The 22,066-nt window shown below is 48.7% G+C and carries 23 protein-coding genes and 1 pseudogene; 16 read left to right on the top strand and 8 right to left on the bottom strand.

The genetic code is table 11. The features are described from left to right. The 9 genes from H7C18_RS15100 (at position 1) to wecB (ending at position 11,922) form a co-directional block, all read left to right on the top strand. Positions 1-1,179, top strand: coding sequence for a LicD family protein (locus H7C18_RS15100; protein ID WP_185129913.1), 1,179 nt, complete (start codon positions 1-3; stop codon positions 1,177-1,179). A gap of 21 nt (positions 1,180-1,200) precedes the next feature. After that, positions 1,201-3,726 carry an NHL repeat-containing protein gene (locus H7C18_RS15095; RefSeq protein ID WP_185129912.1) on the top strand — a complete coding sequence of 842 codons (2,526 nt, stop codon included), beginning with the start codon at positions 1,201-1,203 and terminating at the stop codon, positions 3,724-3,726. Positions 3,727-3,790: 64 nt separating this feature from the next. Further along, positions 3,791-5,926 (top strand): glycoside hydrolase family 99-like domain-containing protein, encoded by a 2,136-nt coding sequence (locus H7C18_RS35735; RefSeq protein ID WP_185129911.1) that lies wholly within the window; start codon positions 3,791-3,793, stop codon positions 5,924-5,926. A 119-nt stretch (positions 5,927-6,045) separates the two neighbouring features. Continuing rightward, positions 6,046-7,119, top strand: coding sequence for a glycosyltransferase family 2 protein (locus H7C18_RS15085; RefSeq protein WP_185129910.1), 1,074 nt, complete (start codon positions 6,046-6,048; stop codon positions 7,117-7,119). Next, complete coding sequence (locus H7C18_RS15080; protein WP_185129909.1) at positions 7,119-8,474, top strand: glycosyltransferase; 1,356 nt, start codon at positions 7,119-7,121, stop codon at positions 8,472-8,474. Before H7C18_RS15085 ends, H7C18_RS15080 begins: the two co-directional genes overlap by 1 nt. 72 nt (positions 8,475-8,546) lie before the next feature. Next, positions 8,547-9,503, top strand: a complete 957-nt coding sequence (locus H7C18_RS15075) for an NAD-dependent epimerase/dehydratase family protein (RefSeq protein WP_185129908.1) — start codon at positions 8,547-8,549, stop codon at positions 9,501-9,503. Next, a complete protein-coding gene (locus tag H7C18_RS15070) occupies positions 9,496-9,933 on the top strand; it encodes a dTDP-4-dehydrorhamnose 3,5-epimerase family protein (protein WP_202887088.1) in 438 nt (145 codons plus the stop codon). The genes H7C18_RS15075 and H7C18_RS15070 overlap by 8 nt, the downstream gene beginning before the upstream one ends. Beyond that, entirely contained in the window at positions 9,930-10,787 is an 858-nt protein-coding gene (locus H7C18_RS15065; protein ID WP_185129906.1) for a sugar nucleotide-binding protein, read from the top strand. The genes H7C18_RS15070 and H7C18_RS15065 overlap by 4 nt, the downstream gene beginning before the upstream one ends. Before the next feature lie 10 nt (positions 10,788-10,797). Then, positions 10,798-11,922 (top strand): non-hydrolyzing UDP-N-acetylglucosamine 2-epimerase, encoded by a 1,125-nt coding sequence (gene wecB / locus H7C18_RS15060; protein WP_185129905.1) that lies wholly within the window; start codon positions 10,798-10,800, stop codon positions 11,920-11,922. 110 nt (positions 11,923-12,032) lie between these two features. Here the strand turns inward: wecB and H7C18_RS15055 are convergent, their stop codons facing one another. From H7C18_RS15055 to H7C18_RS15040, 4 genes and pseudogenes are all read right to left on the bottom strand, one after another. After that, complete coding sequence (locus tag H7C18_RS15055; protein WP_185129904.1) at positions 12,033-12,227, bottom strand: hypothetical protein; 195 nt, start codon at positions 12,225-12,227, stop codon at positions 12,033-12,035. Then, positions 12,228-12,593, bottom strand: a complete 366-nt coding sequence (locus H7C18_RS36025) for a transposase (protein ID WP_185129903.1) — start codon at positions 12,591-12,593, stop codon at positions 12,228-12,230. 22 nt (positions 12,594-12,615) lie between these two features. After that, positions 12,616-12,831: a helix-turn-helix domain-containing protein gene (locus H7C18_RS15045; protein ID WP_185129902.1), complete on the bottom strand. Its 216-nt coding sequence runs from the start codon at positions 12,829-12,831 to the stop codon at positions 12,616-12,618. Positions 12,832-13,069: 238 nt separating this feature from the next. Next, positions 13,070-13,695 (bottom strand): annotated as a pseudogene (locus H7C18_RS15040) (transposase); the annotation flags it as partial. Between the two features lie 525 nt (positions 13,696-14,220). Here H7C18_RS15040 and H7C18_RS15035 point away from each other — a divergent pair. From H7C18_RS15035 to H7C18_RS15025, 4 genes are all read left to right on the top strand, one after another. Beyond that, the gene (locus H7C18_RS15035; protein ID WP_337913554.1) at positions 14,221-14,937 is read left to right on the top strand and encodes a class I SAM-dependent methyltransferase; all 717 of its coding nucleotides are present in this window, start codon (positions 14,221-14,223) and stop codon (positions 14,935-14,937) included. A 168-nt stretch (positions 14,938-15,105) separates the two neighbouring features. Then, positions 15,106-15,246: a hypothetical protein gene (locus H7C18_RS35120; protein WP_238357705.1), complete on the top strand. Its 141-nt coding sequence runs from the start codon at positions 15,106-15,108 to the stop codon at positions 15,244-15,246. 12 nt (positions 15,247-15,258) lie between these two features. Further along, positions 15,259-15,483 (top strand): DegT/DnrJ/EryC1/StrS family aminotransferase, encoded by a 225-nt coding sequence (locus H7C18_RS35115; protein ID WP_337913552.1) that lies wholly within the window; start codon positions 15,259-15,261, stop codon positions 15,481-15,483. A 280-nt stretch (positions 15,484-15,763) separates the two neighbouring features. Continuing rightward, the gene (locus H7C18_RS15025; RefSeq protein WP_273386755.1) at positions 15,764-16,288 is read left to right on the top strand and encodes a Uma2 family endonuclease; all 525 of its coding nucleotides are present in this window, start codon (positions 15,764-15,766) and stop codon (positions 16,286-16,288) included. A gap of 25 nt (positions 16,289-16,313) precedes the next feature. Here H7C18_RS15025 and H7C18_RS15020 read toward each other — a convergent pair whose 3' ends face one another. The 4 genes from H7C18_RS15020 to H7C18_RS15005 form a co-directional block, all read right to left on the bottom strand. Further along, on the bottom strand, positions 16,314-16,565 hold the full coding sequence (locus H7C18_RS15020) for a hypothetical protein (RefSeq protein ID WP_185129900.1): 252 nt from the start codon (positions 16,563-16,565) through the stop codon (positions 16,314-16,316). After that, positions 16,553-16,969, bottom strand: coding sequence for a hypothetical protein (locus tag H7C18_RS15015; RefSeq protein ID WP_185129899.1), 417 nt, complete (start codon positions 16,967-16,969; stop codon positions 16,553-16,555). The genes H7C18_RS15020 and H7C18_RS15015 overlap by 13 nt, the downstream gene beginning before the upstream one ends. A 20-nt stretch (positions 16,970-16,989) precedes the next feature. Continuing rightward, a complete protein-coding gene (locus H7C18_RS15010) occupies positions 16,990-17,607 on the bottom strand; it encodes a hypothetical protein (RefSeq protein WP_185129898.1) in 618 nt (205 codons plus the stop codon). A gap of 204 nt (positions 17,608-17,811) precedes the next feature. Further along, positions 17,812-17,988: a hypothetical protein gene (locus tag H7C18_RS15005; protein ID WP_185129983.1), complete on the bottom strand. Its 177-nt coding sequence runs from the start codon at positions 17,986-17,988 to the stop codon at positions 17,812-17,814. Positions 17,989-18,291: 303 nt separating this feature from the next. Here H7C18_RS15005 and H7C18_RS15000 point away from each other — a divergent pair, with 303 nt between their 5' ends. The 3 genes from H7C18_RS15000 to secA all read left to right on the top strand — a co-directional run bounded on the left by H7C18_RS15000 (position 18,292) and on the right by secA (position 21,976). Beyond that, a complete protein-coding gene (locus tag H7C18_RS15000; protein WP_185129897.1) occupies positions 18,292-18,489 on the top strand; it encodes a cold shock domain-containing protein in 198 nt (65 codons plus the stop codon). 241 nt (positions 18,490-18,730) lie between these two features. Further along, the gene (gene hpf / locus H7C18_RS14995) at positions 18,731-19,303 is read left to right on the top strand and encodes a ribosome hibernation-promoting factor, HPF/YfiA family (RefSeq protein ID WP_185129896.1); all 573 of its coding nucleotides are present in this window, start codon (positions 18,731-18,733) and stop codon (positions 19,301-19,303) included. A 156-nt stretch (positions 19,304-19,459) separates the two neighbouring features. Then, the gene (secA, locus tag H7C18_RS14990; protein ID WP_185129895.1) at positions 19,460-21,976 is read left to right on the top strand and encodes a preprotein translocase subunit SecA; all 2,517 of its coding nucleotides are present in this window, start codon (positions 19,460-19,462) and stop codon (positions 21,974-21,976) included. Positions 21,977-22,066: the final 90 nt, after the last annotated feature.

Raw genomic sequence — 22,066 nt, 5'->3', positions numbered from 1 at the left:
ATGGCGCTGCTACGAAGTCGGAATGTATTGCCGAGTATTATTCGCGATGTGTCTGAGCGAATGGACGAAATATATAACATGGGGCGCACAGTTGTCTGGTTCGGCTATCTTGCGTTGGTCGATGTGGTTCAGACGGCGTTGGCCGACAGGGGACAGCGTATCGATTATGTCGTCGATAACGATAGGATGAAGTGGGGACGGGTTACCTATGGGGGTGTCATGGTGTCCCCACCTGCTCATGTGCTGACAACGGTTAGAGAGAACGCCGTCGTATTGATATTTTCCAATTACGCAGATGCAATGGTTCAACAGGTCAAAGGTTACGGGTATACGGATGACCAGATTGTTCGCTTCCCCGCACCGTCGACGTACGCAGAGGAAGCAGAAGCGCTGCTTGGTGAAGAGGTCGTCGCATCCCCGCGAATGACTTTGCGGGAACTTCAATTAGTTGAACTAGATATACTCAAAGCACTTCGTGAATTCTGTGCGGATCATCAGTTGAAATATTACTTGGCTGGCGGCACGCTGTTCGGTGCGGTGAACTATAAAGGGTTCGTTCCGTGGGACGATGACATTGATATTTATATGCCGTATGAGGATTACATGAAGCTCATTAAGCATTTCCCTGTTGGCGGCAGATATGAGATTTTGCATTGGGAATCTTACGATGAGTTCTTCTGGCCATATATTCAGATGGTGGATAATTCCACCATTATTTTGTATGGAAGCACGCCGATTAGCCTCGCACAAGGCGTATTTATTGATATTATTCCGTTGACAGGCTACCCGGAGAATCAGGACGAGATCGACTATCGTATCAATATGAACCGCTATCTTGAATCGCAATGGCGTTGGTTCTATAACGCTCGAGGCGTTGTTGAGACAGGAGCGGGGAGACAGGCGGATTGTCGTGCGGATGTGATGAAGCGGCGGTATGATCTCACCTTCTATGACAGCCCGAATGTGGCGACTGCGGTTGAACTGTGGGGCGGAGAAGAACAATGGATTGTGCCGCGGGACGTGTTCGATTATGGCACGACGTTGGAATTCGAAGGGGAACATTTTTCGGTTGCGAAAGGGTACGAAGAATACTTGAAGTTAAGGGCTCGGAAGTACGCGAATGCGCCGGTCTCAACGGTTCAGGTAGCACATCCGATCAATGCCTATTGGAAAAAATAAGCGGAATGGATGGGGCGCGCCATGCGGAAGCACCAGCAGCAGCGAATTTTCGAATTACTTGAAATCTTAAATGAAGCTCACGATGAATTAGCGCGACAGACAGCGCCGAAGGTCATCGTGGGCTTGCTTGGCGATTGCCAGGAGTTCGCTTTGAAGATTGGGGATTACATCGAGGAGATTGAAGGAGAAGGAACACGAACGGTTTCACTTCTCGAAGAATACTGTGAATTGTTGTATGAGGTAAGCGTAAATCTTGACTTGACGAATGGGGTCCCTAAGCTTCGCAGACAGCTGATCGTCATTACAAATAGCGTGAAGGACGAGCTGAAGCAGAAAAAGATTGAAATTGCCTTCTTCCCGTACAAGGCTTCTATGTTTGATGCGCTCGAGTCAATCTGGTTAGCTGCTAAGGACGATCCGCAGTGCGACGTGTATGTCGTTCCGATCCCGTATTATGACTTGCTGTCGGATGGCCAGATAGGCCAGATGCAATATGAGGGCGATCAATATCCCGACTATGTCCCGATTACGAACTGGCAGGAATATGATGTAGAGGCAAGACGCCCCGATATTATCTACATCCATAACCCGTATGATAATGGGAACCGTGTGACGAGCGTTCACCCTATGTATTACAGTAAGCGGCTGCGTGATCTAACTGACTTGCTCGTTTATGTGCCGTATTTCGTATCGAACGGCGATGTAAGCGAGGCGATGTGCCGAACAGCTGCGTGTATCTATTCGCACAAGGTGTTCGTACAGTCTGAGAAGGTTCGTCAGACGTACATAAGGGTTTACAAGCAACTCGCACAGCAGCATGGCTTCGGCGATGCGTTCGGCAAGGCGGAAGAGAAATTTCAAGCACTCGGTTCGCCGAAGTTCGACAAAGTCGTGAATTCGAGACGTGAAGACTATCCCCTGCCGGATGAATGGGCGGGGAAGATGATTCGATCGGACGGCACGAGGAAGAAGGTTGTGCTGTACAACACGGCGATCAGCTCGCTGCTAACGGGCAACGAGGCAGTTCTGCATAAGTTGCGATATGTGTTCAGCGTCTTCAGTGAACGCGATGACGTACTGCTCTGGTGGCGTCCGCACCCGCTTAATGGCACGACGTATGCGTCGATGCGTCCAGAGCTGCTAGAAGAGTACGAGACGATCGTCCGAGAATATAAGCTTGGAGACTTCGGCATCTATGATGATTCCACAGATTCGCAACGTGCGATTGCAATGTCGGATGCTTATTATGGCGATGGCGGATCGATGGTGGCATTGTATAAGCTGACGGGGAAGTCGATGATGTTGCAAAATATTGAGTTGAGCGCAGCAGGTACGACGGCGCGTAATCCGTATGCTTTTACTCATGCTGCGGACGATGGCAGCCACTTGTGGTGGAGTGCTTATTCTGGTAATGCGCTGATGCGTATGGACAAGCAGACGAAGGTGGCGACCTATGTAGGATTTTTCCCTGACGAGAAATACTGCGGATGGCCGCTTTATGGCGGTGCTCTACTCTCTGAAGGGAAACTGTTCTTTGCACCTAGTGCGGCGGATGCGGTTGCTATCTACGACATTGAGGCTGGAACATGGGAGAAGATAGCCTTCGAGTTGTCTGTTCAAGAGGCAGGACAGCTATTTTTTCCGGAATACAAGTTCGGGGACATCAAACGCTATAAGAATTGGTTATTCTTCATTCCGCTTTCTTATCCTGCCATTATTCGATATGATCTTGATACAGGAAAGATTGAATACATTAATAAGTGGATCAAGCAACTGGAACCATATATATTCGATAAGGCAGAGGTTTGGTTCGCACAAAGTGTACAGGAAGGCTCCCAGTTACTGTTACCGGCGTGTAACGCGAACGCAATCGTCATCTTCGATATGGAGACGTGTAAGTCAGTTGTACAGACAGTCGAAAATGTGCAACATGGGTTCGAAGGTGTTTGCGGTGATGCAGAGCAATATTGGCTGACACCACGAAAACATACCGAAATCGTGCGGTGGAATCGCAAGGATAACACTTTCACGAAGCTGAATGAGTTCCCACAAGAATTCGTCGGAGGAACATACTCTTTTACTTTGCCGATCTATGCGAATCGTTCAGTCTGGTTACTTCCGAAACAAGCAAACCAAATTATTCAGATTAATGAGGAAGACGGAAAGATGACGAGCTTCGACGGATTTCCTATTGAAGCGAGACCATTTTACTACACACAAATGATAGAAAATAAAATAGTTACGGTGTCGTGTCGGGAGAATCAATTGATCGAGTGGGGAATTCAGGAAGCCACGGCGCAAGTATACGCAATTGTCGTGTCCAGTGACGATGATGCGCGCATGGATGGGCAGGGAGTGTTCGGCAATTACAATTACGAGGAGCATGCTACGAGCCTTAACAAGTTTTGTGAATATATTACAGGGCGAGATCGTTCATCAGTCAATGTAGAGCAGCAAATGAAACGTGTAGTTCAAGAACTTACAAACTTTGATGGCAGCGCTGGTAAAGCTATCTTTCAAAAGAGTGTGCAATTGCTACGATATTGATTCAATGATACGAGAAACTTCACATTTATGGTGAAGCCTAAACAATGCTTTGGAGGATACTCCTGTGGATATTCATAAATTAAATCAGCCGGTTTATATTGTCCCTTTTTCCGCAAGGGGTGTGTTGTTTTATCATCTTTTGCGTAAGTGTAACATTCCTGTGGTAGGCTTTTTGGACAATAATCCTGATTTGCAGGGGGATTGTTACGATGGCTGCGAGATCTTATCCCCTCAGCAGAATCAATCTATAATCGGCAGTGCAACGATTGTAGTATGTACATCGCGTTATGCTGACGTTATAACTCGCCAGTTCCATGAGTTGGGGGCAAGCACGGTTTGTATGATGAGTGACTTTTCGGCTGATGTCAGCACCGCCGGACTCACGGAGCAAATCGATACTGCAGCCTTTTCGGCTATTTCACCTAGCGGTGTTCCGACCATGCGTGAATTGATTTTTGATTGTAAAAAAATAGATCGTTGGCAGGATATTTTGAAGTACCTTATTAATTTCGACGGGAGTCCGTATTCTTTTGTTGAGCAACCTGTTGGAACGGTTAATACAACTCAAAATAGAAAAATTATATTATGTGTGAATGGAACGTCGGATTTTAATGATACATATTTTGAAGCTTGTATGAAGAGTATTAAGGGGCAAGGGTATGCTGGATTCGATCCCGTGTTCTTTTTTTGTAAGGAAAACCTATCTTCTGCGGAGCAGTGGCTGAAAGAAACGGACCTACATATAAGGGCAAAAGTTGTTGTAACGGATCGACCGATAGTTGATGCGTTCGACTTTCTTGAATATGTGAAGCCTTATGTCAGCGGGTACGATTATATTGTGGTGATGAATGGACATGATGTTCTTTCCTCTAATGCGGTCTATGCTATTTCCGAGGCGTACAGGCATAGCGGATATTCGCTTATTACTGCATATGAAGATCGTCTTTACAAGGATAGCTACATCGCCCCTTTTTACAAGGATGACTATATTCAGGATGACAATATTACCCTTAAGGGACTCGTTCGCAACTTCTTCGCTATCGATATAAGAGCATTTGACCGCGTGTATTCCCTTCAGAAGTCAGATGTCTTTATTATTAAAGAAGTGTTATATCATTACAGAGTCGATGAAGTCGTAAAACACGAAAATGGCATAAAACCAATAGCTTTTTATCTCCCGCAGTTTCACCCTATTCCAGAAAACAACAAATGGTGGGGAGAGGGGTTTACCGAGTGGGTTAATGTTAAGCGTGCCTTTCCGATGTTTTCTGGTCATTATCAGCCCCACGAACCCGGCAGGTTAGGATATTATGATTTAGTTGATGACGATGACGTGCAGCGCAAACAAATTGAATTGGCTAAGCAATATGGTATTTACGGCTTCTGCTATTATTACTATTGGTTCAATGGGAAACGTCTGCTTGAAAAGCCTCTAGATAGAATCCTTGAAGATAAAACTCTTGATTTTCCCTTTTGTATCTGTTGGGCGAATGAGACGTGGAGTAGGCGTTGGGATGGTTCTGAAAGTGAAGTGCTAATGCAGCAGGTTCATAATAGCGAAACTGATGAGAAGTTTATACTAGATATCATCCCCATTTTAAAAGACCCACGTTATATTACTGTAAATGGTGCGCCTTTACTATTGATTTATAGAGTTGATCTTTTTGAAGACATTGAAAATACGATAATAGGCTGGAGAAAGGTTTGTGCAGAGAATGGCTTGTCGCATATTCATGTTTCAATGGTTCAGGCCTTTAATGCGCATAATCCTCTGATTCGAGGGTGTGATTCTGCGACGGAGTTCCCTCCTCATAAGGGAAGAAGTCGTGCCACAACAGAAGGAATAGAGAATCTAAACCCGGAATTTAGCGGGCACATTTATGATTATAGAGAATTCTCAGCCAGAATGATGAATATACGTAAAACCGACTTCCTGAATTTTAGAGGTGTGATGCCTAGTTGGGATAATACTGCCCGACGGCTCACAAAAGCGGAAATATTTAAAAATGCAGCACCGGAGGAATATAAGAAATTGTTGCTGTCCATCGTTGATTTTACAAGCAGATTCCCTAAGGATCAGCGGCTTATATTTATCAACGCGTGGAACGAATGGGCCGAAGGAGCCCACTTGGAGCCGGACAGGAAGTACGGAGATGCTTACTTAAAAGCAACGCTGGATGCTATACACATGAATTGCTAGGATGCTAGTCATACTCGACAATTGAACAAGGAGCGAACTTAAGATGAACAGGGTCATCTTTAATTCGTATGTCATTAAGCGAGGTCCAAACGTCCTGTATGCGAATGTGGGGCTAAGAGATGAATAAACCACTTGTTTCTATCATCATCCCCGTCTACAATACAGAACGCTATGTTCGCAGAAGCGTCGAGAGTGCGTTGGCTCAATCTTATGAACATATTGAGGTTATTTTAGTGAATGACGGCTCTACAGATAGTTCAGGGAAAAGATGCGATGAGATAGCCCTTTCAGATCGCAGGCTTAAGGTGATTCATCAGCATAATAGTGGAGTATCAGCTGCAAGGAACGCAGGATTGAACGCTGCGACAGGTGAGTATGTACAGTTTCTCGACTCGGATGACATAATTGAAAAAGGCATGACGGCGGCTCTTGTTACTGTTATGCAGAATCAGTCTTGTGATCTAGTCGCTTGTGACTTTATGTATGTGAACCAGGATAATAAACCGAGAACCATGGAAGCAGGAGTGTATCCCGCAACAGAAGTGTTGATACGCACCTATACAGATCGGAGTCTGTGGGCAGTGTTCCATAGTGCTTGCTATATGTTATTTAAACGGGAGATAATCGTATCCAACCAAATTCAGTTTAATACTGAATTTGTTATAGGAGAGGATGGTCTCTTTGCGCTTGAATACATGTGTCATTGTAGAATGATTGGCTTCGTGAATGAAGCCTTTTACAAGTACTATTCCTATAACCTAGATGAACGTGTGAGCGCAGTATCCTATTTTCCGCCTGACTTATACGTGCTTAAACTTAAATACTTCGAGCGACTGTTCAGTCATATTAGAAGTCAGGGAATAACGGATGCGGATCAGCGATTGTTTCAGACATTTATTGATGCTGTGATTATCAATCTGGTTCACATGGGAGCTTATTTTGAGTTTTTTGGAAAGCAGAATTTGCACAATCAACTACGGACTATTGTTAACCATCCGTTAGTTAAACAAGCCTCTAGAAGCTATCGTAGAACTAGGAAAACAGACAGTCGACTAATTCCTTTTTTTGTGCGCAGAAGGTGGGTTCGGTCTCTGTACCTTGTACTGAAAGCTCGAGGAAAAAAATACGTTCAAGCATATGGGAAAAAATCTTATGTTAAATCAATCTATCGTGAAAGAATGGAGAATCGCTAATGCAAATGCCGTTGGTATCCATTGTTATCCCAGTGTACAACGGAGCAAACTATATGCGCGAAGCGATCGATAGTGCGTTAGCACAAACGTATCCGAATATTGAAGTAATTATTGTGAATGATGGATCGAAGGATGAGGGGGAGACGGAACGAATTGCACTGTCCTATGGCGATCGTATTCGTTATCTACATAAAAACAATGGCGGAGTAGCTACAGCATTGAATTATGCGATTGAAGAGATGAAGGGTGACTACTTCTCATGGTTATCGCACGATGATTTGTACTATCCGCAGAAAGTGGAAAAACAGATTGAAGCGTTACAAAACAGTGGGAATGAGAGGTCCATTGTATTGAGTGATGTGGACTTCATGGAAACAGATGTAGTGACGACACAACTGAAGCTTAGTAACATGCATACCGTGGAACAATTGCAAAATTCTGTATTCCCGGTGATAGAAGGTTTAATTCACGGATGTAGTTTGTTAATACATAAGTCTCATTTTGAACGAGTGGGTCAATTTGACGAAAGTTTAATCACAACACAAGATTATGATTTGTGGTTCCGGATGTTTCGATATGAACGATTACTTTATGTTCCAGAATCGTTAATAATCGGACGATTACACCCAGATCAAGGGAGCCGTACAATCCCACAACATCAGACAGAACGTAATCAACTGTATATTGGTTTCATAGAACAGTTAACCGAACTGGAAATGAATCAGATGTATGGGTCTGCGTATCGATTCTACGCTAGAATAAGTCAATTTCTACAGGCAAATAAGCTGTATGCGGCGTATCAGTATTCGAATGCAAGGTTGCAAGAGGAGGAAGTGCCGGATTATGCATATGTTGACATTCATAAGCTAAAACTTCATCTAATGCGAATTACTAATGGTTGCACTGATCGTATTTGTATATTCGGTGCTGGTGTATACGGAAGGCGTTTGCTCCATTTGCTACAGGGTAGACTGGTTCAAATTGACTGCTTTTGTGATAACAATACAGAAAAGTGGAAGACATTCATTGAGGGTCTTGAGTGCATATCGCTTGATCGATTGGTAGAGATGAGGAACCGTACTCTCGTAATTGTTGCAAATGAAACGCCAGAACCCATTGTTCAACAGTTGAAATCGTTAGGATTTCACTTCTTAACAACTAAGCAAGAACTAGATTCCGTGCTCAGCGAGATTTCACCGTTGAAATGGGTGTCCGCTTTTGATGGTTTAGAAGGAGTGGAATATACAATTAACGATGTGAAGTTATTAATAAGTCAATTTAAGAAGGTTATTATCGATATGGGGAATCAGATGTTGCTTAGAATTCCTAATCATTGCGAGAATAATTCTCTTTAAGAAACAGTAGTAAATTTCGATAATAAAGATAGGCTTCTCTGAAGCAATAACCCATCGAAGGGGTTCGAGGTCATGAAGAAGGCACTAATTGTTGGCGGTGCAGGCTATATTGGCGGATATATGACAGATCTATTGCAGCAAAGCACGGACTTCGATATTACGGTTTATGATAATCTGTTGTTCGAAAATCATTTTTTGAAAAACGTTAAGTTTATCTATGGAGATATTCGAGATCGCGAGAAGTTGGCGAAGATTCTGCCGGAATATAATTTCGTGATTTGGCTTGCGGCGCTCGTTGGCGATGGTGCTTGTGCCGTTAATCTGCCGCTCACGGAAGAGATTAATGCCGATGCACCGAAGTGGTTGGTGGATCATTACGACGGCACGATTGTATTCATGTCTACTTGTTCAGTTTACGGTATGAATAAAAGTCTGATTAATGAAGATGCGAAGCCGAATCCTCTATCCGCATACGCTTCGACCAAGCTTGAGGCTGAACAATATATTGTGAATCACGCAAAAGATTATTTGATCTTCCGATTAGGCACGCTCTATGGCGTTGGCGATATGTTCTCGCGTCTTCGTTTTGACCTAGTAGTTAATGTTCTTACGCTGCATGCGATTCAAAAAGGCGAAGTGTCTGTCTTCGGAGGGCAACAATGGAGACCGATTCTACACGTTAAAGATGTGGCGCATGCTGTCGCTTACTGCTTGAAACATAATGTGCGCGGTTTATACAACCTATCTGAACAGAACGTCGTTATCGCAGATCTGGCGGAAGAGATTAAGAAGATTGTCCCTGATATGAAGATTAAGCATCAAGATATCAAGTTCGAAGACTTGCGGGATTACAAGGTGGACAATAGCCGTATTCTTGAGACAGGCTGGCGTCCCAAATTTACACTGACAGAAGGAATAGAAGAAATTGCATGGGCAATCTCCGAGAGCCGTGTGAAGGATCCAAGTGATCCGGTGTATTCAAATGTGGCATATATGCGAGAACTGGAGAGGAGTGGCGCTCGTGGGTGACCAGATCGAATTGATTAGGGGCGGGTTAGCGGTAGATGATCGCGGCAGTCTCCGATTTGTTAATGATTTTTCTTTTGCAGAAGTGAAACGCTTCTATCAAGTGGAGAATCACAGACAAGGATTTATTCGAGCATGGCACGGGCATGAAAGAGAAGGCAAATATGTCTATGCGGTTTCTGGATCGGCACTTATAGGGGCTGTGCCGCTAGCGGCTGCAATTGGAGATTTGGCCGCTGTGAAGAAAGTTGTGTTATCGGAACAGTCGCCGGCTGTGCTATGGATACCTCCGGGCTATTACAACGGATTCATGAGTTTAACGGTGAATACGAAACTGATGTTTTTCTCAACATCGACGCTAGAAGAAAGTCGAGGCGACGATATTCGCAAAGACTACGACACTTGGAACATTTGGCAGGAGGATTTTCGATGAAGCGGATATTGGTGTTGGGCAGCACAGGGATGCTTGGGAATGCAGTCGTCCGTTATTTTTCCAGCCAGTCCCAATACGAGGTTATCGCAACTTACCGTACGGATAGTGCGAAGCCGACAATAAGTGGTTCGATCAAAGAAGTGGTTTACTTCGATGCCTCGCATTCTTCTTTTGAAGAGCTTCCTGCGCAAGTCGATTACGTAATTAATTGCATCGGCGTTATCAAACCATTCATGGCTGCAGACCCGGCCGTTGCGATTTCTTTAAACGCGCTATTCCCATGGAGACTGGCTGATTGGTGTCATCAGAATGGAAGTCGACTTTTGCATATTACAACGGATTGTGCTTATTCGGGAGCAAAGGGTAAATATGTTGAGAGCGATCTGCACGATGCGCTTGATGACTACGGCAAGAGTAAGTCGCTAGGCGAGTGCGCAAGCAAGGCAATGGTTCTACGTACGAGTATTATTGGTGAAGAGATTCATAAATTCGCAAGCTTGATCTCATGGGTGAAGAGTCAGAAGGGCAAGACGGTAGGGGGGTTCTCCACTCATCTCTGGAACGGTATCACGACCGACCAGTACGCGAAAATTTGCGATCGGATCATCCGTGAAAATTGGTATGAGACGGGACTATTTCATGTACACGCAAAAGATGATGTCAGTAAGCTTGATATGATGAATTACTTCAATGAAACATTCGGTCTCAGCCTTACTATTGAAGAAAAGACACCGGCATCCGTGGACCGTACGCTTCGATCCGAAAAAGCGCTGTGTGCCAAGCTAGAGATCCCAACGGTACGTGACATGATCGCAGAATTAGGAGCAATTAGGAGCACTTTAGTGCTGAAGTGACGGAGGAAATATGCGGAAACTGAAGGTTATGACCATCATTGGAACCCGTCCGGACATTATTAAACTTAGCGAAATTATCAAAAGCTGCGACCTTCACTTTGAGCATACGTTGGTTCATACAGGACAGAACTATGACTACGAACTGAACCAGGCTTTTTTTGATGATCTTTGTTTGCGCGCTCCAGATTTCTACTTGAATGTTGCGGGAAGCCATCTCGGTGAAACAATGGGGAATGTTTTGGCGAAGTCTTACGAGCTGCTGGCGAATGAGCGTCCTGACGCTCTGTTGGTGCTTGGAGATACGAATTCTGCTTTGTGTGTGATTTCAGCCAAGAGATTGAAAATCCCGATCTTCCATTTGGAAGCAGGCAATCGTTGCTTCGATGAGAATTTGCCCGAAGAAGTGAATAGAAGAATTGTCGATCACACGAGTGACGTCAATTTGTGTTATACCGAACATGCGCGACGGTATTTGTATGCTGAAGGAGTACGTAAGGAGTATACGTTCGTAGTCGGTTCGCCGATGAAGGAAGTGCTTGATAAGAATAGGCAGACAATCGAAGCAAGTGATGTGCTTAGCAGACTTTCGCTTGATTCGAAACAATTTATTCTCGTTTCTGCGCATCGCGAAGAGAACATCGACATTGAGTCGAGTTTCTGGTCGTTAATGAATGCGCTAAATGCATTGGCCGAGCATTACGATATGCCGGTGATCTATTCCGTTCATCCCCGCAGCGACAAGTTCATCAAGGCGAGAGGATTTGTATTCCATCCGAATGTTCAAGCGATGAAGCCGTTTAATTTCAGCGATTACGTTACATTGCAGAAGAATGCTTACTGCGTTGTATCGGACAGCGGAACATTACCAGAAGAAGCGAGTTACTTCCGATTCCCTGCTGTTTCGATCCGAACGAGCACGGAGCGCCCCGAGGCAATGGATAAGGGGAATTTCATTCTGGGAGGACTAACGGAAGAAAGCTTGCTTCAGGCAGTTGAACTGACCGTTCGTATGCACGAAATTGGCGAGAACGGTACAGTGGTACCGGATTATAGTGATGACAATGTATCAGCTAAAGTCGTGGGTATTATCCAGGGGTACGTAGGAGTTATCAATCGCATGGTGTGGAGAAAGTAATTGCTTGTTGAACAGCGAAGCGAAGATAATTGCAGCTGTGCTCATGTGTAGCTGCGGTACGATATGGAGGTATTCGTAATGAAGGTAGTTATACTAGTACCATGACCGAATCAAATTTCAGGATAAAAGTGTTTTAATTCCCCTCTGGCCTGCTCGGTCGTAAAATGCCATTGTATTGATTTCTGAGCCAGGTTGCGATCCGTTTCCCAAGCTGTTGCTTCTCGCTGTACTTGTTCCATGGAGTCGATTCGGCGATGCAAGCATTGCACCGTCAGTGCGCTCAACTCGATTTCCGCGATGTTCAACTAGCTCCCATGCTTAGGCGTGTAATGGATCTCAAGACGTTTGGCTAAAGACAATGCCCTTTCGGGAGGAAACGTTTCATACAAGGACGAAATCGCATGGGTGTTCAAATTATCCATGACAAGCCGAACGCGCTTCGCCTCGGGATAATGATCTTCAAGAAGTTCTCGAACTTGCTCAGCCCAATCGGCTTTTGTCCGTCGTTCACTCACATGGACATGACGCCACCCGGCTAACGGTTCGGTAAACATGAACAAACTGCAGCTTCCTTTTCGCACATAATCGTAATCTTCCCGATGGATCTTTCCGAGTTTCATCGGTTCCGGAGGGCGCGAATGATCCAATAATTGGATGGGCTGCTCATCCATGCAGATGAGCGGGATTCAGGATTCAGTAGTCCTTGACTGCGTTATACACCGTGGCTTCGCTAACGCCTGCGCGGCGAGCAATCTCCGCTTGAGTGGGAATCGCTCCCTGACTTTCGTCTGCCAGCAGAAGCACGAGACAACGATGCCGAATGCCTTTGGATGTAGACCCGCTATGAAGGAGTTGCTCGATCTGTTCGCGTTCTTTTTCTTGGAGCCGAATCTCGTATTTTTTGTTCATCGAAAAGTCCTCCCGAATTTTTTTATAGGGAGAGCTTAATGGTTAAATCTGGATTGGCCAAAGTACTAGAAGTGTGGATTGTAGCCTTTCGACCTCTTATGGTCTTAAACCAATCACAGAGAACCATGGAAAACCGCACCAAGGAAGCCTGTGCGCCTCCGCTATCATTTCCGATCACGGGCGCGGCGCATACAGAACTGCCCGTTCGAGGTTGTTTCGCCTTGAACCGGCATAATCATTTAAGATTTTGGACGATGGCCGTCCAGGTGGCCTGTTCTTGCATCCGGTCCAGTCCACGACTTCTAGCGCGGCCCAGCCCATGAACATTTTTAGCTTCGGCAAACGCATGCTCACATCGCGCTCGCATCTTCTGGACCTGTCGGTTGCCACCGTGCAATTGAACCTGCTTGGCTTCATTGTGGATCTGAATCTGCTCGGCTTTGTCTGCCGAAAGGATCAGGATGGAAAACGACGGATGACGAAAACGAATGGCTTGAAGTTGCTGCAGACTCACTTCGCGCTCTGCGGTTCCAGAAGCATGGCTGGCACGGCGATCCAAGATGACGCCGGAGCGGACATCCACGAGATCATGAACCAAGTAGCGGGGATGCACTTCTTGTCCCGCACTCTTTTTGTACAGTCGGGCGTCGGGGTCGCGTCGTGGCATACAGATTCCGTTCACTATGATTGAACAAGCAAGTAGCCAAGCAACATCAGACGAACCATGAATTCAGGATCGGCTGCCCGGCATTCCATCTTCTCGTCGTAAAGCGGCGCGACCCATGGATAAATAATCGAACAGTCGATCGCCTCATCAAGACGCCGAAGAATGTGCCCCTCCGGTACGAGGGCATCCATATCAATGGACTATTTCACCACACTTTTAGATGTACAACCCTTAAGTACAATGTGGATTTTTGTCGATTACCAGTCTACTTTTTTCCTAAATGTTGAGATATGATAGGAACATTATGGAGATGGGGCAAGAGAGGAATAAATCTTTGAAGCTGGTTATGCTGTTCAGCATTATGGCATAATCATTCCATTTTTTTACTTTACTGGCAAATGTTAAATTTCTATCATGACAACCTCTAAGGAGATAACATGGACAAAGAAAATAAACTTATTATTTATGGTGCAGGAATCATCGGAAGAGGCATTTATGAATTTCTTAAATTAATGGGATATGGTGATGCTGTTTATGCGTTTTGCGATAAAAGAGCTGATGAAATAAAGGAAATTGATAATATTATAGTTTATACATATGAGCAGTTGGGGGAATGTGGTTTTCCTTACTACATTGCGATTCGTGATAACAATTTATTTCAAGACGTGAAGGAACAACTATTAAATGATGGAAAAACGTTAATCGATGACTTAGCCATTTTTGTGGGGGCAGACAACCAAGAAAGTTCTAAAGTGAACTCAGGATATTGTCCTATTTGCGAAAAAGAAACCTATTTTTATGAAAAAGGCGATTGGCTAAGGGATGAGTACTTATGTTTGTATTGTCATTCGATCCCAAGAGAGAGGGCGCTTGTGCATGTATTAAATCAATTTGAAAATAATTGGAGAAATTTAATAATTCATGAATCGTCTCCGGGTGGTGCTTCAGCAGATTACTTGAAAAATAATTGTAAAAGTTACACGGATTCTCAATTTTTTCGTAATATAAATCTTGGGGAATATTATAATGGCGTACGTTGTGAAAATTTGGAGAGCTTAACATTTGATAGTGATAGTATCGATATATTCATAACTCAGGATGTTTTTGAACATGTAATGAACCCAATAGAAGCCTTTAAAGAGATTGAAAGAGTACTGAAAATTGGTGGAGTACATATATTTACAGTCCCTATTTATACAAAATTAGATAAAACAGTTCAGAGGGCAAAGATAGTTAATAATGAGCTTGAACATATTCTCGAACCAATTTATCATGGAAATCCTATTGATCAAAATGGTTCGCTTGTAACATATGATTATGGGTTAGATATCACTAAATTTTTCTCAAATGCGATATCGACTACCATTTATTTGGAAAAAAATAGACAACTGGGGCTAGATGGAGAGTTTTTACATGTATTGATTTGCAGAAAGAATTAAGCAGGTTCAAAACAAACTCCTAATACGCTCATTTATCACGTTGTCGTGTATAATTTTGCGGCAGCCCCTTAAAAATGCCGCAGTATGATTCACTTTCCAATAGTCTGTTTCAAGGGCTGTAAGGCTTCTGCTATCGATTTTTCGGGGCAGCCTGCGGAGATGGATCGATTGTCCATGCTGGCGAAGGACCGCGGTCTGGTGCTGATCGAAGACGCCTACGAAATGCAGGAGCTCGGCTACAACTATCGGATGATCGATATTCAGGCGGCGCTTGGCGCTTTGCAGAGGACAAGCTGGAACGCTGTCTAGCGGCGCCGCGCGATTGCGGTGCGCTACAATGAAGCGTTCCGGAGCGTGCCGGGGCTGACTTTGCCGGAGCAGCACCCGGAGTCTCGCTCCAGCTGGCATCTATATGTTTTGCGGGATGAGCAAGCATTGCACGGCGGACGCGATGCGGCGTTCGAGCAGCTTTGCGCGTTGAATATCGGCGTGCAGGTGCACTACATTCCGGTGTATCGCCAACCCTACTATCGTAATCTTGGATAAACCCCAGATGGGTTTGCGAATGCGGAGGCGTACTACCGCTCGTCGCTGTCGCTTCCGATCTTCCCGGGGATGACGGACGAAGATGCTGCGGATGAGATCGATGCCGTGTTGGGAACGGCAGCGGGGCTAAGTCGATAAACAGGGTTGGCGCTCAATCTTCTGTGCCATAATGAAAATGAAATTAACAAAACGGACGGAACTTTGGACGACGAAACAGAGCCGCGGAGGTGAGGGAGTTGAGCAAGCCCTTAGATCGGATGGCCTATCGAACGCGGATTATTTGCGCTGGCCGGAGGGGACGCGCATGGAATTGATCGGGGGCGAGCCGCACGCAATGACGCCGGCGCCTTCGCGACAGCATCAGCGGGTGCTGGGGGCGCTGTTTGTGCAGTTCAGCAACTTCCTGCACGGCAAGAGTTGCGAGGTGTATGCGGTTCCGTTTGATGTCCGTTTGCCTGAGGGGGGTGAAGCGGACGAGGATACGATGACGGTTGTGCAGCCGGACATCACGCTCGTGTGCGATCCGTCCAAGCTGGACGACAGGGGCTGCAAGGGCGCTCCCGATCTTGTCGTCGAGGTTATCTCCCCCGCCAGCATCAAGCTGGATTTGACGGTCAAAAAGTCGCTGTACGAACGCGCGGGGGTCAAAGAATATTGGATCGTTTATCCCGCGGAGAAGATTATCCTCGTTCACCTGTTGAACGGGGAAGGTAAATACGAATCGCTGGACACGTACAGCGCAGACGATACCGTAACTGTAAGCGTACTTCCGGGAATGTCCTTTGCAACCGAAGAGATTTTTTGAACCTTCCCCGTGCAAGAGCTGAGCGCTAGCGGAAGCTCAGCCGGTACCCGGTCAATATCTCCAGCTTGGCGCCGATCGCTTCTGCCTCCTGCGGATTGATGGTGGCGTCGGGAGCCGGCTTGACACCGACGAGGCCGCTGTCCATGTGAATCGACGGGGTCTTCGCGACTCCCCATGATGGCGGGAGCAATTCCTCGGCGATTGTCAAAATTTCATTTTGCTTCGGATGCCGGGCGATGGAGACGGCCATGCCGATTCGTTCGGCTAACTGCTCCATCTTTTGCCGGTAGCGGCTGCCGACCTGCGGCTAGCTGCGATTTCCCGCTGCCACAGCTTGACTTCCTGCTGCGCCCGATTGACCTCCATCGGCTGCCGTCCGGCGGGCGGAAGCGCCGCGGTTCCGCCGTCCTCGGCAGAGGCCGAGGCGCTTCCTGCTCCTCCCTCCTTCCGCTTGAGCGTCAGCCGATAGCCGGTCGTCCCCTGGAATTGCCGCTGAATCGCCTCCCAGTCAGATCCCGGTTCCGCCTCCACCGCAAGTTGCCGGTCTTGCAAGTGAATGGACGGATTGCCGGTCAGGGCCGGACCGAGAAGGGTGCGGGCCAACTGGACCAGCTGATCCTGGCGAATCGACGGCGAGAAGCGAACGGTCCATCCGGTTTGGCGCTCCAGTTCCTCCGCCATCTACCGCCGCTCCTCTTCCGTTACCGCATCGGGAAAATCGAAGTAGACGACAATCTCGGGCCGATCCGTATCCGCTCCTTCGGCGCCGCAGCGCGCAAATCGGGGGTGCGGTTCGAGAAGCTGGCGAGCTTCGTGGAGCGCGGTTGCCGGATCGGTCGCAACCCCTGGATCGGCAGCCGAAGCTCCTGGAGTGCCTCCAGCGCTTCGCGGTCCGGCGTATAAAGGGGCAACTCGAACCCGTCTTCCCGTCTTACGCGGCTTACTTGTTCTTCCGGCAGCGCCAGAAGGGCCAGGGCGACCGCCAGACGCTGCTCCATTTCGGTCGCCCCAACGACGCTGCACATTTCCTCCAGATCGTAGCCGCGGCCCGCTTCCAATCCGGTCCAATCCAACGTCAACAACGTCGGCTTGCTGAATTTGACCAGCTCCGGCAGCTTCTCTTCAAGCTCCTGCACCGGCCCGGACCATGGGCCAACCGTCTCCGCCACCTCGGACGCCATCGCCTTGACGATCCGGCCCTTGCGGAAGTCCTGGCAGATGAGCGTGCGCGACTTCCCGTGAACTCCTGTGCAGATCACCGGATATAATTGCGATTCGTCGGTGCGCTGCAGCATCACCTGGCCGATCCAGCCGTCCAACCCCGATTGTTCGTTCTCGTGGCGATATTTTTTTTCCCAGATTGCCTTGCCGGGAGCCGCGCGGCGCGAATTCGTAGACGGCGCCGTTGTCGGTCAGCACCGGATCGAACCGGTCGTCGAGCCGTTGCGACAGCTGGAAGCGGGCATCGTCGTCGCCGTGGACGAGCAGCGTATGGGCCGGACCCAACTCTTCGATAAATCGGGTCATCTCCAAGCGTCCGCATGGGCGGACAGGCCGTATTTATCCACACGGCAGGCAACGGGGCGCTGGGCTCCGTTCAATTCCAGCGTCCGTTCCGTCCTTTCCGCCAGCGCGATCAGCTTCCGCCCGGGGCTCTCTTCATCCTGATAGCCGGTAATGAAGATGGCCTTCCCGTTCACCGCCGATCAGCCTTCGCTGTCGGAGAACGATATTCGCGAATTGCTAACGATTGCGGGTTGAGGCGGGTTTTATCGAGGTTTGACAAGCGATCCGTCCCAAAGGCGCACTTGCCGGGGCGGGTCGTTGCGTTTATTCATCAAGATTCCACGGAACCGGACATCACCCCGCAAATAAAGGCATAAATTTATTTGACACCGCTTACAAATTCCCCATTGACACCAATCTTTCCCTGATGGTATATTCGGGGTGTGGGCCAGGCCAAATCGCCTATGTCATTTGAAAATGAAGGGAATGTTACGCACATGCAAGGTAAAGTAAAATGGTTCAATGCAGAGAAGGGTTATGGCTTTATCGAAACGGAGCAAGGCGGCGACGTGTTCGTACACTTCTCCGCGATCCAAATGGACGGATACAAGTCCCTCGAAGAAGGGCAAGCCGTCGAATTTGACATTGTGCAAGGCGCTAGAGGCCCGCAAGCAGCAAACGTCGTAAAAGCGTAATTATCGGCGCGATGGCGCCAGACAGACATATAATTAGAAAACCGGTTATCATTTTACGATTTGCCGGCCACCCCGCCTCGGAGCGATCCGGGGCATTTTTATTTGGGATCGACATGCGCGCGGCCGTTATTTTCACGGTATGAGCCAAGTTATCAAAAAATTCAAAATTATTAACGGAATGTTTTGAAACGCCTCCTTCGGCTGTGATAAAATAAAGGCAGCAAAAGGAGGAGGAATGCCTGTGATCTACAATGTTCGTGGTCAGCGCATGGATGTGACGGATGCTCTTCGGGACTATGTCGAGAAGAAGCTGAGTCGGCTGGAACGGTATTTCGAAGCGCCTCCCAAATCCGACGTGCATGTGACGCTAAGCACCACCAAAGGCCGGCATGCCGTTGAGGTCACCATTCCGCTCCCGAGCGTGCTGCTCCGGGCGGAAGACAAGAGCGAAGACATGTACGCTTCCATCGACCTCGTGGTGGACAAACTGGAGCGTCAGATTCGCAAGCACAAGACGAAAGTGAATCGTCAAGTGAAGCAGAGCGGCACGTCCCGAGCCCTTTTCAAAGAGGATTACGGAACCGGTTACTCCCGCAGCTCGACGGCACTCGCGCCATTTGAAGAGGAAGAGGAATTCGAGCTGGTGCGGACGAAGAGCTTCAACCTGAAGCCGATGGATGTCGAAGAAGCGATTCTCCAGATGAATATGGTCGGACACAACTTCTACGTATTCGCGAACTCGGATACGAAGGATGTCAACGTCGTCTACCGCCGCAGCGACGGCAAATACGGGTTGATCGAAACCGCCGAATAACCAAACATAACCGAGGCCTTCCGTATTCGTACGGAGGGCTTTTCTATGGGGGCTTGGTTTGCTGCGCTTTTCCAGCGGCCCTTCCTTGCCCGCCCATCGGCAAACTGCTAAAATAAGTAGATACGGCTATACCCGCACAGAGGGAAGGGGTAGACTATGCTCGGATTGGTCAAGAAAATTTTCGGAGACGTCAACGAACGCGAAGTGAAGCGGCTGCAGAAGACCGTGGATCAGATCAACGCCTTGGAGTCCTCCGTTTCGGGGCTTTCGGACGAACAGCTTCGCGGCAAGACGGAAGAGTTCCGGGAGCGCCTGGACAAGGGCGAAGAGGAACTGGACGATCTTCTGCCTGAAGCGTTCGCCGTCGTGCGCGAAGCGTCCAAGCGCGTGTTGAAAAAGCGCCATTACGATGTCCAGCTGATGGGCGGCATGGTGCTGCATTCGGGCAAAATCTCCGAGATGAAGACCGGGGAAGGGAAGACGCTCGTCGCCACGCTTTCCGTCTATTTGAACGCGCTCGCCGGCAAAGGCGTACACGTCGTCACCGTCAACGACTACCTGGCCCAGCGCGACAGCCATGAGATGGGACAGGTGTACGAATTTCTGGGCATGACCGTCGGCTGCAATCTTCACGGCCTCAGCCACGAAGAGAAGCAGGCGGCTTACGCTTGCGATATTACGTACGGAACGAACAACGAATTCGGCTTCGATTACTTGCGCGACAACATGGTCCTTTATAAGGAACAAATGGTTCAGCGTCCGCTTTCTTACGCGATCATCGACGAAGTGGACTCCATCCTGATCGACGAAGCGCGGACGCCGCTTATTATATCCGGACAGGCTCAAAAATCGACGCAGCTTTACTATGCGGCGGACCGTTTCGTGAGCCGGCTGACGGAGACCGAAGATTACACGATCGACGTGAAAATGCGCAGCATCGCGTTGACCGATCAAGGGGTCAGCAAAGCGGAGAGCGCGTTTAATATCGACAACTTGTTCTCGCACGAGCACGTGACCTTGAACCATCACGTCAGCCAGGCGCTGCGCGCGCGCTACATCATGAAGCGCGACGTCGATTACGTCGTCCAGGAAGACGAAGTGGTCATCGTCGACGAGTTCACCGGGCGCCTCATGGCGGGCCGCCGCTACAGCGACGGGCTGCACCAGGCGATCGAGGCGAAGGAAGGGCTCGAGGTTCAGAACGAGAGCATGACGCTCGCGACGATCACGTTCCAGAACTACTTCCGGATGTACCGCAAGCTGGCCGGCATGACCGGTACGGCGAAGACGGAGGAAGAAGAGTTCAAGCGGATCTACGGCCTCGAAGTCGTGCAAATCCCGACGAACCGCCCGAACATCCGCCAGGACGCGCCGGACGTCGTGTACAAGTCGGAGAACGGCAAGTTCCGCGCCGTGGTGGACGAGATCGTGAAGCGCCACCAGACGGGGCAGCCGGTACTCGTCGGCACGGTCTCGATCGAGAACTCCGAGCGCGTGTCGGAGATGCTCAAGAAAAAGGGCATCAAGCACCAGGTGCTTAACGCCAAGTACCATGCCGAGGAAGCGGCCATCATCGCCAACGCGGGACAGCGAGGCACGGTCACGATCGCCACGAACATGGCGGGCCGCGGTACCGACATCCTGCTGGAGGAAGGCGTAGCCGATCTCGGCGGACTGCATATTATCGGCACGGAGCGGCATGAGAGCCGCCGGATCGACAACCAGCTGCGCGGACGCGCCGGCCGTCAGGGAGACCCGGGATCGTCGCAGTTCTATCTGTCGATGGAAGACGAACTGATGCGCCGGTTCGGCGCCGATAACATTATGGGCATGATGGAGCGCCTCGGCTTCGACGAGGATTCCCCGATCGAGAGCCGGCTCATCACCCGCGCCATCGAGTCGGCCCAGAAGCGGGTCGAAGGCAGCAACTTCGATGCCCGCCGGATCGTGCTTCAGTACGACGACGTCATCAACCTGCAGCGGGAGAAGATTTACGGCGACCGTCGCGAGATTCTGAACTCCGAGAATATCCGCGAGATCGTGACCGGGATGATTCGTTCCTCCGTCGAGCGAGCCGTCGAGAACCATTGTCCGACGGACCAGGTTCCAGAGGATTGGGATCTCGAGAGCCTCGTCAAATACGCGCACACGAACTTCCTGCCGGAGGATCGGGTGACGAAGGACGATTTGTGGGGCAAAGAGCCGGACGAGCTCGTCGAATGGTTCATGGAGCGCATCCTGGCGTACTACGATGAGCGTGAAGAGCAGATCGGACCGGAGACGATGCGCGAGTTCGAGAAGGTCGTCGTGCTCCGCGCCGTGGACAGCAAGTGGATGGATCACATCGACGCGATGGACCACCTGCGCCAAGGCATCCATCTTCGGGCTTACGGAGGCAACGATCCGCTTCGCGAATACCAGTTCGAAGGGCATAACATGTTCCAGTCGATGATTGCCCGCATCGAAGAGGAGATCACGCTGTACATCCTGAAAGCTCAGGTCGAGAGCAACGTGAAGCGCGAAGCGGTGGCGGAAGGTCAAGCCGTCGACACCAAAGCCGAGGAGAGCGCCAAGCGCCCGGCCAAGCGGGCGCTCGAGCGCATCGGCCGCAACGATCCGTGCCCTTGCGGCAGCGGGAAGAAATACAAAATGTGTCACGGTCGCATAGACTAAAGAAGAATGCGAGCGGTGCCGCGCCTCGATAGATGGGCGGACGGGCGCCGCTTGCGTCTGTTTTGGGCAAGACGATATTTCGACGAGGTG

The sequence above is a fragment of the Cohnella zeiphila genome, assembly GCF_014212055.1.
In the GTDB taxonomy this organism is placed as follows: Bacteria; Bacillota; Bacilli; order Paenibacillales; family Paenibacillaceae; genus Cohnella; species Cohnella zeiphila.
The sequence above is the reverse complement of the archived record's forward strand: the minus strand, read 5'-3'. Positions and strand labels throughout refer to the sequence as shown.

Excerpts from the sequence above, each read along its gene's own strand:
- H7C18_RS15100 (WP_185129913.1), top strand. The coding sequence starts at position 1 with ATGGCGCTGCTACGAAGTCGGAATGTATTGCCGAGTATTATTCGCGAT.
- H7C18_RS15095 (WP_185129912.1), top strand. The coding sequence starts at position 1,201 with ATGCGGAAGCACCAGCAGCAGCGAATTTTCGAATTACTTGAAATCTTA.
- H7C18_RS15085 (WP_185129910.1), top strand. The coding sequence starts at position 6,046 with ATGAATAAACCACTTGTTTCTATCATCATCCCCGTCTACAATACAGAA.
- H7C18_RS15080 (WP_185129909.1), top strand. The coding sequence starts at position 7,119 with ATGCAAATGCCGTTGGTATCCATTGTTATCCCAGTGTACAACGGAGCA.
- H7C18_RS15075 (WP_185129908.1), top strand. The coding sequence starts at position 8,547 with ATGAAGAAGGCACTAATTGTTGGCGGTGCAGGCTATATTGGCGGATAT.
- H7C18_RS15065 (WP_185129906.1), top strand. The coding sequence starts at position 9,930 with ATGAAGCGGATATTGGTGTTGGGCAGCACAGGGATGCTTGGGAATGCA.
- wecB (WP_185129905.1), top strand. The coding sequence starts at position 10,798 with ATGCGGAAACTGAAGGTTATGACCATCATTGGAACCCGTCCGGACATT.
- H7C18_RS36025 (WP_185129903.1), bottom strand. The coding sequence starts at position 12,593 with ATGGATGAGCAGCCCATCCAATTATTGGATCATTCGCGCCCTCCGGAA.
- H7C18_RS15045 (WP_185129902.1), bottom strand. The coding sequence starts at position 12,831 with ATGAACAAAAAATACGAGATTCGGCTCCAAGAAAAAGAACGCGAACAG.
- H7C18_RS15020 (WP_185129900.1), bottom strand. The coding sequence starts at position 16,565 with ATGGAGCAGTTAGCCGAACGAATCGGCATGGCCGTCTCCATCGCCCGG.
- H7C18_RS15015 (WP_185129899.1), bottom strand. The coding sequence starts at position 16,969 with ATGGCGGAGGAACTGGAGCGCCAAACCGGATGGACCGTTCGCTTCTCG.
- H7C18_RS15000 (WP_185129897.1), top strand. The coding sequence starts at position 18,292 with ATGCAAGGTAAAGTAAAATGGTTCAATGCAGAGAAGGGTTATGGCTTT.
- secA (WP_185129895.1), top strand. The coding sequence starts at position 19,460 with ATGCTCGGATTGGTCAAGAAAATTTTCGGAGACGTCAACGAACGCGAA.